This is a genomic window from Moraxella osloensis (genome assembly GCF_001553955.1).
In the GTDB taxonomy this organism is placed as follows: domain Bacteria; phylum Pseudomonadota; class Gammaproteobacteria; order Pseudomonadales; family Moraxellaceae; genus Faucicola; species Faucicola osloensis.
The window spans coordinates 255,717-271,866 of record NZ_CP014234.1; the positions used below are offsets into that span (position 1 = coordinate 255,717).

The following is a 16,150-nucleotide window of genomic DNA, read 5'->3' on the forward strand; positions in this document are numbered from 1 at the left end:
ATAATAGCCAGTTGGCAACTTAACAGAATGCTAGGTCGCCAACCTGACAGGTGAGCTGCATCAGCAATTATTTAAGACTATCAATGGTGCCCACAGGCAATACCGAAATGATTGAGGCACGTTGCACCATCACCTCTTGGGTAGTATTTAATGCAACAACCGCATATTCACCTTGAAGCTTTTTGATTTTCCCCATCAAGCCACCGGCAAATACCACTTCATTGCCTTCCTTAATGGCATCAATCATTTGACGATGCTCTTTGTTACGACGGCTTTGTGGTCGGATAATAATGAAGTAAAAAATAGCAAAAAAAGCCAATGGCAATAGCATTTGCATGATGGTGGAAGCACCCGTTCCAGTAGGCGCTGCCGCCGCACCTTCCGCATGGGCAGATTGGATAAATGCTAAAATAGCGGTAAGTAGCATAGTTGAAATACCCTTCAATTGAGATTTAGTCATAAAATGGTGATAAAAACAACCTGTAATGATAACCGATTTAGCCAAATTAATAAATGATTAACCCTAGTTTGCTGAAATAATTCACCGCTGTAAAAACGATGATTGATTTGGCGATCTAGCGATTTTGGATAGTTTTGGATAATAAGTTCAAAAATTTTTATCGGGGTTATTCACTATTTTATGCTTGATAATTAACAATGACGTAACAATAAAGTTAATGGTTATGCTATGCTTAGTTGTAACAAATTATTTCTTTTAGGGTCAAACAATTGGGTGTTACCAATTGAAGGAAAATCTCATGAGTATCACGTTAAATTTTCAACCGATTGATAAAATCCGAAAGCAAGTAAAGTCAAAACTATGGCTAGGTCTAGTCATCGCGACTTCGTTAACCGTCCCAACGCTGGCAAACGCTGAAATCACCCAGCGTGATATCGACAATTACGGTACTGCGATGGCGGCTGCAGCAAATGCCAAAAGTATTTCGCGCGTTGCAAACCTAGTAGCAGATGATGCATTGATATCTGTGTCGCGTAAAAGAAAAACCACCACCTTAAATAAGAGCAATTATCTAAACCTGCTGCAAAACAACTGGTCAAAAGCAACGCAATATGGCTATGATATACAATTAAACAATGTGGTATTTAGCGGTAACCATGCCAAAGCAGATGCGATAACCACAGAAGTCATCGTCGAAAATAACGTGACGACACGTTTAGTAACAACTTCACGTATTACCTTTGCTAAAAGCGGTAACTCGGTGTTATTGTCTAGGGCGATTAGTCAACTTGTGATTGAAAAGCACTAATTTAGTGGTGTTAAAAGGGTGGTACAAAAGTTTTGTGCCACTTTTTTTATGGATTCTAGTATAATTTCAGCCAATATTTAATTTTACGGGCTTGAAATCACAGCCGTTTTTTTATTTATAATGTCAAATTTTAGCTTATATTCGTTCATAGTTTTACGCTATGGGATGGGTATATGTCCTACATCTAAATTGCAAAAAAGAGCTAGGAATTATCATGTTGCTTTCGATAAGCCATTCATCAAAAAAAACTATCAAACCGTTAAGTTTAGCTATTTCCTCTATTATTTTGGCAGCCTGTAGCAGTGCGCCAACCAGTACCACCAGTCCAGCGGGTAAACCCATGATTGGATCGTCCAGTCACAGCAAAAGCACGGTGCATAGCGCGCAAGAAAATGCAGCCCTACTGGATATGGATAGTTTGGATGAACTTGAAGGGCTGCTTGAAGCCACCGACATGACCATGGTAGAGAATAATGCTTTGTTGGTTCAGCGCTATGGTAATCTGTGGGATAGACTGCGCGTCAATTTTCGTATGAACTCCAACGTGTACGATCCGCGTATTGAAGCGCAGAAAAGTTGGTTTATTAGCCGTCAAGACTATCTAAACCGATTAACAGCGCGTGCTAGCCGCTATTTATACTACACAGTGCGCGAAGCTGAACGTCGCAATATTCCAACCGAACTGGCATTATTGCCTGTCATTGAAAGCTCTTATGATCCCAATGCCACCAGTAACGCATCGGCTGCAGGGTTATGGCAGTTTATTCCAAGTACAGGTCGTATTTATGGGTTGAATCAAACCAGTACCTTTGATGGTCGTCGTGATGTGATTGAGTCGACCCGTGCCGCTTATGACTTTTTGACCGCCTTGTATAACCAATTTGGGAGTTGGGAGTTGGCATTGGCAGCATACAATGCCGGTCCAGGCCGTGTCCAATCGGCGATTAATTATAATGCAGCACGTGGGTTACCCACGGATTATTGGTCGCTCAAATTACCCACTGAAACGATGAACTATGTCCCTCGGTTTTTGGCTGTGGCGCAAATTGTCAAAAATCCGAGTGCCTACAATGTGCATTTACCCGCAATTGCGAACCGTCAGCATTTTAGAAGTGTCCCTGCCAATGTTGGCGTGAGCTTGCATGAAATTAGCAGCCTGACAGGCGTAAGCTACGATGAACTGCGCGCCCTAAATCCTGCGTTGATTGCAGGTACGGTAGATATGTCAGGCCCAAGCCGTATTCTGATTCCCAATGATCTCAATCAATCCATTGACCGCAAAATCACCCAATTACGCGGTAATGGTTATATGAGTCAACAAGGTTATTTGGCAAACAATAGTTATGTCACCCCTAAAACTACTCTGCCGACTTATAACACACCGACCACAAACTCTGGCAACCAAACCCGAAATACCACCACACGTCAGGGTGATTCACCCAGTGCTGCCAAGCAAGCCTATAGCAAAAAAGAAACAGTTAATTTGCCATCCTCTAGCAGCGACTTGGCGGCGATGGCAAATAATATGGTTAAAAACCAAACCACGACTTATATCGCCCCCATTCCTAGTGCGCCAAGTATCCAAAGCCGTAATACGGTAATCAAAGAACCGCCGATTACCGCCACCGAGCAAAAAATGGTGACCGCTGAAATGCAGTCTAGCAATACACTACCAACGACTTCAGCGATTGTCACTGCCAACAACACCGTGGTGCAAGAGCCGCCTTTATCCAATCAAGAGCGTAACTTGATTGCTAAAGAAATTGAAAAAACCGCACCACAAGTAGAGCAAGCCATTAACCCTACCGATGGTAATATCAAGCTCAATGCCATTCAGACCCAGCAATCTGTGCTAGAAGCCAAAGGCGAAACCAAAAAGCTCAGTTACGAAGAACCGCCCGTGGTGTTGCCAAAAGAGGTCAAAATTAGCCAAGCGTCGAGCTTAAATGGCAAAGCCCCAAACACGGCGCAAGTGACCACGAGCAAATCCAATACCGCCAGTGAAAGCAATGCTGTCACGGTTAGCAAGCCGGCTGCCAAAAAACGTCCGAGCGGCACACGCAGCACCTATCAAGTCAAAGCTGGCGACACCTTGGCAAATATCGCCAGTCGCATGGGTTTGAATTGGCGAGATATCGCTGAATGGAACCAAATTGACCCAAATGCCGCCTTGCTAGCCGGTTCAACACTTTACTTATACAACGCCAAGCCTATCGAACCCAAAGTAGCAGAAGCGCCAAAACGTAAAGCCAATAGCTATATCGTGCAAGCGGGGGATACTTTGACAGGCATCGCCGACAAGTTTGATCTAAATGTCAGTGAGTTAGCAAAATTTAATAATTTACCAGTCACTTATCAAGTGCGTACCAACCAAAACTTGTGGTTAATTCCAGACAAAATGCCAAAGCCGCCAGTAGCACAGCCCGCAGCGCAAAAGCCTGCCCCTGCTAGAGCCGAAGTGCAACCGGTATCAAGTCGTTATACCGTTCAGACGGGTGATACCTTATCGGGTATCGCTGATAGATTATCCGTATCGCCCAAAGACATTGCCGATGTCAATGGTTTTAACACCAATTATCGTGTGCAAAAAGGGCAAGTCATCATCGTGCCTGTCACAGTTGAAAAGGTCAAATATGCGCTAGCTGGCAAATCGATTAACTACACGGTACGCCCAGGTGATAGCTTAGGTAGCGTCGCCAATAACTTTGATTTAACGGTAGTAGCTTTAGCCAAAGCCAATTATCTAAAACCGACGGCAAATTTAATTCAAGGGCAAAAACTGGTTATTCCTCAAGCAGGATTGGGTACGGTGGCTAGCGTGACAGCGACCCGCGAACCTACCGTCAAACGCGACTCTGGAAAACCTGAGAGCAAAAAAGAAACAAAAAAAGAGACCAAAGCAGCCAAAGATGCCCAATCAGAGGAGGATAACAAGCCAGCGTCAAAACCAGTAAGCAAATATAGCCGTGGTGATACGCAAAGCTACCAGGTAAAATCTGGTGATAGCCTGACAAACTTGAGTGCAAAATATGGCGTTTCCAAAAGCGAACTTGCCGCCTTAAATAATTTAAAAGGTAATGAGTCGTTATTGATTGGTCAAAACATCAAAATCCCAGAAACCACAACAACCTATAAAGTTAAGGCAGGCGAAGGCTTAATTTCTTTGGCGGGACGCTTTGGCATCAGCCCTAAAGAACTGGCTAGTCTAAATAACTTGTCACCAACGGCGTCGCTAAAAGTGGGTCAAACCATTACAGTGCCAAAATAGGTTAACTATAGTTTATAAAATAAGAAAACCACTATGTAAAAATAGTGGTTTTTTACTTAAGTTTTTACTCGGTTTTTATACTTAGTAAGGAAATAATAAGGCAATAAAAAAGCGTATTTAGTTAAAAATACGCTTTTTTAGCTATAAAGAGATATAGGGTTAATTAGTTAACCATATCTTTTAAACTTTTACCTGCTTTAAAGCTCGGCACTTTGCTTGCTGGGATTTGGATTTCTTCTTTAGTCTGTGGGTTACGACCTGTACGTGCTTGGCGTTCTTTCACGCTAAACGTACCAAAGCCAACCAGTGACACGGTATCATTAGCTTTCATTGCTTCGCCAATCGTTGCGATAAAGGCATTTAATGCTTCAGTTGATTGGGCTTTAGAAAGACCGCTTTTTTTAGCAATGCTATCAACTAATTCTGACTTATTCATAAGAATATCCTTCAAATTTTTAGGGATGAAAATAAACGTTATATATACAAAGCATACGCTTGACAAGTAATTAGGCTCAAAGCCTTGAGTATCAAGTGCTGCATAAGTAATTATGCTTCGATTATAAGTAAACTCAAGCGGCTTAACAAGCAGTTTAATCATAATTTCTGTGCAATTAAGCATTGATTAACGTGTTTTTGCAAAATATAGCGGTTGGCACACCAAACGATAACATTTTATTTCAACAAAAACCGCTAAAACTTGCTATATACAGCTATAGTGAGTAAAAGTGGCTAAAAATCAATCTCGCAATGATTTTTTGACTAATACTCAGCGACTGACAGTGTTTTATACCAGACTTACAATAATTAATGTTATTAATACCCTTTTAAAGCTACACTATCGACAAATTACAAAACCCATATTTGATTAATTTTGTGGAAATTTAATGAACGATAATTTTCAAACTTCGACCAATGCCCCAAGCAATATAGCCACGACAGCGCTCAATGTGGTATTAGTGATTATTGAAACCTTGCTGACCCTGTTGCTACGTTTTGACGCAGATCTTCGTAAGGTTGTCTATCCTTTAGCCACTACCAATACTGTCGTTCGTATTCACGCTTATATCCCAAACGTCACTTTTTATGTGACTTTTACCGTTAACGGCATTTTGTTAGACAGTCAATTACAGCCTTCTCAGCAGGTCGACGTGACCATCAACGGCTTTACTTGGCAAATCGCCCAGAATTTATTTACCAATCAGCCCAAAGCCATCGAGCAGCTACAAATTCGCGGCGAAGCACAAAAGACGGCAGAGGTGAAGGCTTTTTTACATCAAATTGGTATCAATCAGCTATTACAAGTCATCACAAAAGCAGTCAAAGGCGATAAAGACAAGCCAAAAGTCAAAAAACCTATCAAAACCGATGCTGACTACAAACAACAAGTCGAGGCACTCAATATCCAAGTCAACGCCGCAAATCTACAAAAAACAGCGCTTGAAGCACAAATTTTAGAATTAAACAGTAAAAATAAATGGATGAAACGCGCGGCAATCGCATTTTTTGTATTATTCATCATTTGTGCGATTGGTTGGGCGGTAAAATAACACCCATTCCCCCCTATATGGCTTTGATAAAAAATTGCTTTGATAAAAAAATTGCATTGATAAAAAATCGTTTATGATTGAGTAAATAAATCCGAGCAATAAATAAATCCGAGTGTTTTAGTAAGAATTAATCTTGACTAAAAGACTCGGATTTTCATATAATAGCCATACCAACCATAAAACGTGTTTTCACAGCTTACTGTGCTTGAACGGATTTGAATTTTTAACTTAAGTGGGGCTACTATGCGATTGACAACCCGAGGACGCTATGCAGTGACGGCGCTGCTAGATTTGGCATTGCAAGAGCAAAAACATGAATTGGCTGTGTCATTGTCTGATATCGCAAAACGTCAAGAGATTTCTATTTCTTATCTTGAGCAGTTGTTTTCAAAGCTGCGTAAAAAAGGGTTGGTCGTGAGCACTCGCGGTGCGTCAGGCGGTTATCATATTGCCAAGCCCATCAATGAAATCTCGATTATGACCATTATTTCAGCCGTTGATGAGTCAGTGGATGCTAGAGCTTGCGAAGGTAAGGGCAACTGCCAAGACGGCGCCATGTGTTTAACCCATGATTTATGGAATGGATTGTCTGAGCAAATTGAAAACTATTTGTCTACCGTGACACTAGATACGCTCATTAATCGTCAAATTATCCGTGAAATTTCTGAGCGTCAAATTTTGATGGTTGAAGATATGCAGCATAAGGATCAATCTGCGGTAAACCCAATGACAGATGCCCCCGTATTACAACGGGCAAAGCATAGCACCACTAAAGTTAGTAATATTAGTAATAATCATTCATTAGCTGATAACAGCAAAACCTTAAAACAGAATTCTGGGGAGAATTTGTTAGCATGAATAAATTAGTCTATTTAGATTATGCCGCGACCACACCAATTGATGAGCAAGTCGCCCAAAAGATGATGAAATACATGACCTTTGATGGTGTGTTTGGTAATCCTGCCTCGCGTTCGCATGGGTTTGGTTGGCAAGCGGAAGAAGCGGTTGAAACTGCTCGTGAGCAAATCGCAGAATTAATCAACGCCGATTCACGTGAAATTGTCTTTACTTCAGGGGCTACTGAGTCAAACAATTTGGCGATTAAAGGTGCGGCGCAATTTTATAGTGGTAAAGGCAAACACATCATTACCAGTAAAATTGAACACAAAGCCGTGCTAGACGTCTGCCGTGAATTAGAAACAGAAGGTTTTGAAGTTACCTATCTAGACCCACAACCAAAGACAGGTCTGATCACGGTTGACCAAGTCAAAGACGCTATTCGTGAAGATACTATTTTAGTAAGCCTAATGATGGTGAACAACGAACTTGGCACCCTAACAGATGTCGCGGCGATTGGTGAAATCACCCGTGAAAAAGGTATTATTTTTCATGTCGATGCGGCGCAAGCAGCCGGTAAAACCCCGATTGATTTAGCGCAATTAAAAGTTGATTTGATGAGTTTTTCTGCTCATAAAATTTATGGTCCCAAAGGTATTGGTGCTTTATATGTTCGCCGTAAACCACGTGTGCGCCTAAAATCACAAATGCAAGGTGGTGGTCATGAGCGTGGCATGCGTTCAGGTACTTTGGCAACGCATCAGATCGTGGGGATGGGTGAAGCCTTTGCCATTGCGGGCAAACGTATGGCAGAAGATGAAGCCAGACTGACAAAACTGCGTCAACGCCTGTGGGATGGCTTAAAAGAGCTTGATGAAATTTATCTTAATGGTGACATGAATCACAGCATTCCAAATATCGTCAACATCAGCTTTAACTTTGTAGAAGGCGAATCGTTGATGATGTCATTGAAAGATTTTGCCGTGTCATCGGGTTCTGCTTGTACATCAGCGACGCTTGAGCCTTCCTACGTATTACGCGCGCTTGGATTGTCAGATGAGCTTGCTCACAGTTCAATTCGTTTTAGTTTGGGTCGCTATACTACCGAAGAAGATGTTGACCATGCGATTGCTGAGGTGCGAACCGCGGTTGAAAAATTACGTGCTTTATCACCGCTTTGGGATATGTACCAAGAAGGCGTTGATTTAAATAGTGTGGAATGGAACGAACATTAATTTGTATTAAAAATTAATTTGTATTAAAAATTTATTCAATTTAATAAGTAAAGATTAGTCAGTTACGTTTGACGTAACCAGCCAAAAGGAAAATGAAATGGCCTACAGTGATAAAGTGCTTGACCATTATGAAAACCCACGCAATGTGGGAAACTTAGATAAAGATGCCAAAAATGTCGGTACCGGTATGGTCGGCGCGCCAGCCTGTGGCGATGTGATGCGCCTGCAAATTCAAGTGGGTGATAACGGTATCATTGAAGATGCGCGCTTTAAAACCTATGGCTGTGGTTCAGCCATTGCTTCAAGCTCATTGGTTACAGAATGGCTTAAAGGCAAAACCCTAGATCAAGCTAGCGCGATTAAAAACAAAGATATCGCAGAGGAGCTGGCATTGCCACCGGTTAAAGTGCACTGCTCAGTGCTGGCAGAAGACGCCATTAAAGCAGCGATTGAAGATTATAAATCTAAAGCCAATGCTTGATTGATTGTACGATTCTAAAAGTCTTATTGACTCATCCTCAATAAGACTTTGGCTCAGTTACTTAAAGTGAGTCGCTTGAAGATTGAAATTAGTAGATGGGGTAGTAAAGTGATTGAATTATCAAACGATGCAGCTGAACATGTACGCGATTTTTTACAAAACCGTGGTCATGGCGAAGGTATCCGTGTGGGTATCCGTACCGCAGGTTGTTCTGGCTTAGCTTATGTGCTGGAATTTGTCGATGAGCCAGACCCTAATGACCAACGTTTTGAAAGCAACGGGGTTAGTGTTTTTGTCGATCCAAAAAGCTTAGTTTATCTTAATGGTTTGAAAATGGATTTTGTCAAAGAAGGTCTCAATGAAGGCTTTAAGTTTAGTAATCCAAACCAAAAAGGTGAGTGTGGCTGTGGTGAATCTTTCACCGTTTAGTTTGTAATATTTTTTTCAGTATAGTAATGGCTTGGTAGGGGAAGTTGAAAATGGTTAATTATTTTGAGTTGATGAATGTACCCCAACACTATCAAATTGATATCGCCAAGCTTCAGCAGACCCTTCGCCAACTTCAATCTAAGTTCCATCCTGATAACAATCTTGATGCGTCTTTAGCTGAGCAACACCTTTCGCTGCCTGCTAATACCGATGGTTTTTTGCGTGAATCAATCGCCAAATTATCCGCACTAAAGCCTGAGCAAGCGTCTGCGATTATTAATGAAGCCTACAATACGCTTAAAAACCCTGATTCTCGCGCGTCACATTTGTTGGCACTCAAAGGCATTTCACAATCTATTAACCAGCCGATTCGTGATTTGGACTTTTTAGACGATGCCATGTCATTTCGCATCGATTTAGATGATGCTGATAGCCAAAGTATTACGCAACTTAGCAAAAAACTTACCGAATGGCTAAATAATTATCAACTTGCCTTTAACGAAGTTTATCAAAAAATTGATAACTCAGCTGAAGGTGAGGCTAATGATGAAGCCTTAACCAAACAGGCGATAGATATCATTCAAAAACTACAGTTTTTGGTTAAACTGCAAGCAGATGTGGCAAAAACCACCGATGAATTAGCCCAGAAGAATTTTGATAATGATGACGATCTGTATGTGTAAATCATGATTAAAGGGTAAATCTTTCTAACATTGGTTAATTTATTTGGTTTATCATGTTTTTAATTTATAATACCATCCGTTTTGACTTTCTATAAAGATACAAATTAAGCTAAAGATATAAGCTAAGCTGGTTTTATTTTCAAATTATTTTTTCTATTTTTTAATTGGTCCAATATATGTCGTTATTACAAATCGCTGAACCCAATCAAAGTGCCAAGCCCCATGCGCATCGTTTTGCTTTAGGAATTGATTTAGGAACCACGCGCTCACTGGTAGCGGTAGTGCGTTCAGGCGAGCCACAAGTGATTGGCGATAAAGTTAGTGAGTGTCAATCTAGTGAAAATAACGCCAATAACGACAGTCAAATTGCTAATCAGGTAAAAGGTAGCGATTGCCAAAAGCTTTTACCCTCGGTGGTGTATTTTGGCTTAGATGACAATGGCAATCCAGAAACTTTGGTAGGTAGTCATGCTGAAGCAATGGCAGAACAAGCACCAAATCATACTGTACGCTCGGTCAAACGGTTTATGGGTCGAAGCATCAAGGATATTAAGTTCAATCATCCCTATGAATTAGTCGGTGATGTCGACGTCATGCCAAGTATCCAAACCCCACAAGGTGCCAAAAATCCTGTTGAAATATCAAGTATCCTGTTAAAACATCTATATGACCGAGCAAAATTGGCATTACCTGACAATAGTATTGTAGGGGCGGTGATTACGGTGCCGGCTTATTTTGATGAAGCACAGCGCCAAGCCACCAAAGATGCGGCTAAATTGGCAGGCATTCATGTGATTCGCTTATTAAACGAGCCGACGGCTGCTGCGATGGCGTATGGGCTGAACCAAGCACAAGACGAAGCGTATCATCTTATTTATGATTTGGGCGGGGGCACGTTTGATGTATCGGTGTTAAAGCTCAATCACGGTGTGTATGAGGTGCTCGCAACTGGCGGTAATAGCGCACTGGGTGGCGATGATATTGACCGATTGATCGCTAATTGGCTGATTCAACAAACAGGTTTGAATCCATCAAGCATTGATAATCATCAAAAACAGCTGCTAAACGTACAGGCTCGCACGCTTAAAGAGCAGTTGTCAAAAGCAGACCAAGTGACTGCGGAGCTTTCAATCAGCGGTCAAGCTTTTGACATTGTGTTAACCCAAAGCAATCTTCGCCAAATCATCCAGCCTGTCACTGACCGTACATTAGCGGTGTGCGCGCAAGTGTTACGTGATGCTGGACTTGAGACGTCCCAGCTTGATGAAGTGGTATTGGTAGGTGGTTCGACACGAATGCCATTGATTCAGCAAATCGTAGCAGAAACGTTTAATAAGCCGCCACTGTCACGCATCAATCCCGATGAAGTCGTCGCGTTAGGCGCAGCCAAATATGCCGACCAATTAATCGGACAACAGCAAAATACGGTGTTGCTGCTTGACGTCACGCCTTTATCTTTGGGGCTTGAGACCATGGGTGGTCTCACCGAAGTGATTATTCCGCGTAACACGCCCATTCCTGTGACCCGTAAACAGGTATTTACAACCTATCAAGATAACCAAAATGGTATGATTATCCATGTGGTACAAGGTGAACGCGATACGGTGGCTGACAATCGCTCGTTAGGACAGTTTAAACTGACTGACATTCCAGCGATGAAAGCAGGGTTGGCGCGTATCGAAGTCACTTTTCAAATTGATGCCAATGGTCAGTTAACAGTTTGGGCTAAAGAGTTGACAACGGGCAAAGCAAGCCAAATTCAAGTCAAGCCATCTTACGGGTTGTCAGAAGATGAGCAGGAAAAACTGCTCAAAGCAGGCTTTGATTTTGCCATGCAAGATCGACTGCAGCGTAGCTTGATTGAAAGTCAAGTAGAAGCAAAACGAGAATTGTTGGCGCTAGCATCCGCGCTTGCAGAATTTGGCTTTTTATTAACCGATGAGCAGAAAAAAGTGCTGCAAACCTCGATGGCTGATGTTCAACAGGCGATTGATGGTGCTGAACAAGCCCAGTTAGAAACAGCGAGAGCGCAGCTAAAAGTTCATAGTGATGATTTTGCTGCACTTATCATGAACCAAGCGGTCAATGAAACCATGAAAGGCACTTCAACCGCGGATTGGTCAAATTAATTTTGAATACATAAGACTATTAATTAAGAGATTGCTATGCCAAAAATTACTGTATTACCGCATCACCAAATTTGCCCCACTGGCGCAGAGATTGAACTCAATGAAGGCGATAATCTATGCCGTGGCTTGCTAGAAAAAGGCGTGAAAATTGAGCATGCTTGTGATATGTCAAAAGCTTGTACTACTTGCCATGTTATCGTGCGAAAAGGGTTTAATAGCTTGGAGGAAATGGATGATATCGAAGCTGATTTGTTAGATCGCGCTTGGGGGCTAGAGCCAAATTCGAGACTATCTTGCCAAGTCATCATCGACGATAAAGATTTGACCATTGAAATTCCAAAATATACCATCAATCACGCCTCTGAAAATCATTAATACCCACCGATAAAAAAGGGCTTACTAATCATCATTAGTAAGCCTTTTTTGATGGCGCTACGTATTGCTAAACACTCGTTATTGCTAGAACAAGGCGCTGACTTATTCAGCGCATATGTATTAATAGCATATTATGGCGTAGCAGTCTGCGGTTTAACCGTGACTTTAGTGATGGATTTTAGGTATGCTAAGTAATCCTCAAACTGGGACTGACCGATAGTTTCGCGCACGATTTGGGCAGTTTGTTGTTTAACTTGCGGCGTGATTTGGGCGTTATCATTAGTGATAACACCGCCAACAATCACGCTCGCACCCGACATAGTAGGCCGCGTCATGACCGCTAGTTGATTGTTAACAGCAGGTTGACTAAATGCCACACCACGCTCGTCATCGCTCAGTTTGCTGTCTTGACGAGTCACAATCCCCAAATCTTGGAATGGGGCACCCGCCGCCGCAATTGAATTGGATTGTTTGACTTTGGCAGCGATGGCATTGGCCTCTGCCACTGCTAAACTTTTTGCTTTCTCTTCAATAAGTTTGGCTTTAATAACCGGCTCGGCTTCTGCTTGTGTCATGAGTTTGCTAGTGCGGTGATTGGTTGATTGCAGCCATACCACTTTATCAGAGACATCTATGCCGACTGATACACTGCCTTCTTGCAGCGCCAGTGGCTCAAATGCTGCCGCTACAATAGCAGGTTGACTCAGTGCAGAGGAGTTATTGGTTTTAGGGTAGTTTTTAATCGATTTGGCGGTTAATTTATAGCGATTGGCAAGCTCGGTGATAGTAGCGCCAGCAACTGCGTCATTATTGATTTTACCAATCAAATCTTGATAGGCGGCTTCACGCTTTTGCGCCATAATTTGTTCGGTTAATACAGGCGTCAAGCTTTCAATGGTTGGTGGAGTTTGACCATTGATTTTTACCAATTTGAATAAATGATAGCCATAGTTGGTTTTGATGGGGCTCGTGACTTGACCGACTTTTAGGGTCTTGATTTGGGTCATGATGGTGTCATAATCATTGGGGAACATCGATTGGGTAATCGGACCGATATTGCCGCCATCATTTTTACTGCCTTCATCTTGCGAGTACTGTTTGGCAAGTGCCGCAAAATCCGCTTGATTGGCATCAAGTTTACTTTTTAATGAGGTTAAGGTGGCTTGTGCTTGACCACCATTCATCAAAATCATTGCCAATTCGTATTCGGTCTGGTTGTTGCTATTTTTCAAATAGGTTTGATACTGTTGCTGCAATTCCTGAGCCGTTGGGGCAGCAACAGGCAGGGCATTTTTATTGAGCTCTAAATAAATTAAATCCACCATCTCACTAGATTTAAGTGTTGCTTGATTTTTTTGATAATAACTTGCAATCTCTTGCGGCGTCACTTGTACCTGCGGCGCAAAGCTGTGCCAGTCCAAACGCAGCACTTGCACAGGGCGCGACTCAGACAGCATTGACATAAGTTTATCAATACTCCCTTGCGCAAAAATCCCTGTATTAATGATACCGCGGCTAAAGGCAGTTACCAACAAGTCTTGACGAACCGAATCAAATAATTGCTCTTTGGTCATACCGCGACTGGTTAAATAGTTAGCAAACAACTCGTTAGAAAATTTTCCGCTGGCGTCTTGAAAGGTTTTTTCTGCCATCAACATTTGGGTGATAGTGGCGTCCGACACAGTAAAACCAAGCTGGTTGGCTTGGTTGATAATCAAATAACGGTCAATCAAATTGTGCAGCATTTGCTCACGTAATTTATCGCTATTAATTAGGCTTGCATCGCCATTCACTTGCTCAAGCAACGTTTCGCGGCGCTTGTTAATCATATTTTGCAAGGTAGCATTATCGATATTTAACTCTGCAACTTTGGCGACAGCATTGGGGTCATCGCCGCTACGGACAATTGACTCAAACCCTGTGATGGCTAAAGGAAGTAAAAAAAGAACGAGCAAGGCTTTGCCCATCCAACCTTTCAAAAAATTGCGTAAAGATTCCATATTGCTCACTTGCAGTTTAGATGGATTTATTAAGGATAACTAATTAGGCTAAATAATCAAATCAAACAGGATATTATAGGGGAACTGTCCAGCAAAATCATTATCTTTCATCAAGTTGGGTAGACAGTTTTAAGATATAGCAAAATAGTAAAAAGGCAGACTGTTAACAATTTATAAATTTTTAGATAACGCTTTATAAATTCTTAGATAGCTCTGAAATAATAGCGTCAAGGATTTTGAGTCTTGCGCTATATTTATCATCGGTGGCAATCACATACCACGGGCGTTTTTTATGGTGGGTTAAATGAATCATGTCGGACGCGGCTTGTACGTACTCATGCCATTTGGCGCGGTTACGCCAATCGTCATCGGTAATTTTAAACTGCTTATTGGGCGTCTGTTCACGCGCTCTAAAGCGTTTAAGTTCTTCTTCTTCACTGATAGCGAGCCAAAATTTGACCAAAATGGCCTTGCTCTGTACCAAGTCGTTTTCAAAACGATTGATTTCGCCATAAGCACGTTGCCAGTCTGCCTCTTTTGCAAAGCCTTCAATACGCTCAACGAGTACCCGACCATACCAACTACGGTCAAAAATGGTCACACAGCTATTATGCAGGCGTTGTTTGAGTAAGGCGATGCATTTATTGCGTTTAAATTTTTTCGATAAATACGCTATATCCACATCTGCCATTTCATCATGGGGCAGTCGCGTCCAAAAACGCCACAGATAGGCGTGTTTTAATTCATCTTCGGTCGGTGCAGAGATAGCGTGGATGGTAAATTCACGCGGGTCGAGTGGGGCAATGATGCGGCGTATCGCCCCGCCTTTGCCTGCCGCATCCATGCCTTCAAAGACAAAGATGATATGGCGCTGACCTCGCTCACGAATCAGTTCAGCGAGTATATGTTGTTTGCTATGCAGTTGTTCTTTATAATCTGCTTTTGCTAATGCGTGGGATTCGACGTTAACCAACTCATCAATCAGAGGGGTGGGTTTAAAAGGCAATGAGGCGGCTGCAACAGGATTTTTGTCCGTTTTAGAGTTAGCTGATTTGTCGGCTTTTTGGGGGTTGTCTTGGGCATCCTCGGCTGCAGATAGTTGGTTCATGGTTTGCAGCGCTGCAAGTACGATATTAGCAAATTGGATATTTGAGGCATCGATATCTTGTCCATCAATGTGGTGCCAGCTTGATTGTAAGCCCATCAGCTTGCTGCTAAAACGTTTGAAACGTTTCACGTCTTTTTTTCGAAACCAATCTAAATGATACAACTGCTCAGGGTCAGGCTCTTCATCGGTCAAGCGTTTTTTTAGCGTTTTGTTATCGACTGAAAACCAGCATTTGACGATGTCGGTGTTGTTATTGACCAAATCTTGTTCAAACGCCTCAATGTCTTCAATCATTTGCTGTAAGCGCTGTTCATCTATATCATCGCCACAGTCAAACACATAACGAATCAAGTCAGCGTACCAGTTGCCAAAATACACCGCAATTTCACCCTTTCTAGGCAGTTGCCATGTGTGACGTTGCCAAATAGGTTGGTAGCGGCTGGGATGCTGCCCCATGGTGGCGTGAACCTTGATATAGCGTGCGTCCATCCATTCGGTTAGCGCTTTAACCGCTTCGCCTTTGCCCGAATTTTCCATACCATTGACCAAGATTAGTAGCCCGCGCGAGTTTTTGCCAGCCCGTTGCTCGCGTAAGGTGGTTTGCTCGGTAATCAAGTCAAAACTTAATTGCGCCTCAAGGGCCGCAGGTGGCGTTTTGTGAGCTTTATCGGTTTTGGCAGTTTTATTAGTGGGGGCAGACGCGGCTGTATTGTTATTATCCAAGTCATTATTCAAGTTGTTATTTAAGCTATTGTTTAAACTGTTGCTATTTTGCGTTGGCATACGACCT

Annotated in this window: 13 protein-coding genes and 1 pseudogene; 10 read left to right on the forward strand and 4 right to left on the reverse strand. The window is 42.3% G+C overall.

The annotated features are described in order from the left end of the window. Positions 1-67: 67 nt before the first annotated feature. Positions 68-412 carry a preprotein translocase subunit YajC gene (yajC, locus tag AXE82_RS01150; RefSeq protein WP_081454568.1) on the reverse strand — a complete coding sequence of 115 codons (345 nt, stop codon included), beginning with the start codon at positions 410-412 and terminating at the stop codon, positions 68-70. 346 nt (positions 413-758) lie between these two features. Between yajC and AXE82_RS01155 the strand changes: the two genes are divergently transcribed. Continuing rightward, a complete protein-coding gene (locus tag AXE82_RS01155) occupies positions 759-1,268 on the forward strand; it encodes a hypothetical protein (RefSeq protein ID WP_062330429.1) in 510 nt (169 codons plus the stop codon). 214 nt (positions 1,269-1,482) lie between these two features. After that, positions 1,483-4,536, forward strand: a complete 3,054-nt coding sequence (locus AXE82_RS01160) for a lytic transglycosylase (protein WP_062330430.1) — start codon at positions 1,483-1,485, stop codon at positions 4,534-4,536. A gap of 163 nt (positions 4,537-4,699) precedes the next feature. Here AXE82_RS01160 and AXE82_RS01165 read toward each other — a convergent pair whose 3' ends face one another. Beyond that, positions 4,700-4,972: an HU family DNA-binding protein gene (locus AXE82_RS01165; RefSeq protein WP_007116691.1), complete on the reverse strand. Its 273-nt coding sequence runs from the start codon at positions 4,970-4,972 to the stop codon at positions 4,700-4,702. Between the two features lie 448 nt (positions 4,973-5,420). Between AXE82_RS01165 and AXE82_RS01170 the strand changes: the two genes are divergently transcribed. From AXE82_RS01170 to fdx, 8 genes and pseudogenes are all read left to right on the forward strand, one after another. Continuing rightward, on the forward strand, positions 5,421-6,083 hold the full coding sequence (locus AXE82_RS01170; protein WP_062330433.1) for a hypothetical protein: 663 nt from the start codon (positions 5,421-5,423) through the stop codon (positions 6,081-6,083). Between the two features lie 243 nt (positions 6,084-6,326). Then, positions 6,327-6,758 (forward strand): annotated as a pseudogene (locus AXE82_RS01175) (Rrf2 family transcriptional regulator); the annotation flags it as partial. A 179-nt stretch (positions 6,759-6,937) separates the two neighbouring features. Beyond that, on the forward strand, positions 6,938-8,155 hold the full coding sequence (locus tag AXE82_RS01180; protein WP_062330436.1) for an IscS subfamily cysteine desulfurase: 1,218 nt from the start codon (positions 6,938-6,940) through the stop codon (positions 8,153-8,155). 97 nt (positions 8,156-8,252) lie between these two features. Next, positions 8,253-8,636 carry a Fe-S cluster assembly scaffold IscU gene (gene iscU / locus AXE82_RS01185; protein WP_062330438.1) on the forward strand — a complete coding sequence of 128 codons (384 nt, stop codon included), beginning with the start codon at positions 8,253-8,255 and terminating at the stop codon, positions 8,634-8,636. A 108-nt stretch (positions 8,637-8,744) separates the two neighbouring features. Continuing rightward, entirely contained in the window at positions 8,745-9,065 is a 321-nt protein-coding gene (gene iscA / locus AXE82_RS01190; RefSeq protein WP_050324431.1) for an iron-sulfur cluster assembly protein IscA, read from the forward strand. 50 nt (positions 9,066-9,115) lie between these two features. After that, a complete protein-coding gene (locus AXE82_RS01195) occupies positions 9,116-9,748 on the forward strand; it encodes a hypothetical protein (RefSeq protein WP_062330440.1) in 633 nt (210 codons plus the stop codon). 176 nt (positions 9,749-9,924) lie between these two features. Beyond that, positions 9,925-11,877 (forward strand): Fe-S protein assembly chaperone HscA, encoded by a 1,953-nt coding sequence (gene hscA / locus AXE82_RS01200; RefSeq protein WP_062330442.1) that lies wholly within the window; start codon positions 9,925-9,927, stop codon positions 11,875-11,877. Positions 11,878-11,913: 36 nt separating this feature from the next. Continuing rightward, positions 11,914-12,252, forward strand: coding sequence for an ISC system 2Fe-2S type ferredoxin (gene fdx, locus AXE82_RS01205; RefSeq protein ID WP_062330444.1), 339 nt, complete (start codon positions 11,914-11,916; stop codon positions 12,250-12,252). Between the two features lie 131 nt (positions 12,253-12,383). Here fdx and AXE82_RS01210 read toward each other — a convergent pair whose 3' ends face one another. Further along, a complete protein-coding gene (locus AXE82_RS01210; RefSeq protein ID WP_062330446.1) occupies positions 12,384-14,252 on the reverse strand; it encodes a SurA N-terminal domain-containing protein in 1,869 nt (622 codons plus the stop codon). A 193-nt stretch (positions 14,253-14,445) separates the two neighbouring features. Next, a complete protein-coding gene (locus AXE82_RS01215) occupies positions 14,446-16,143 on the reverse strand; it encodes a hypothetical protein (protein WP_062330447.1) in 1,698 nt (565 codons plus the stop codon). Between the last annotated feature and the right edge of the window lie 7 nt (positions 16,144-16,150).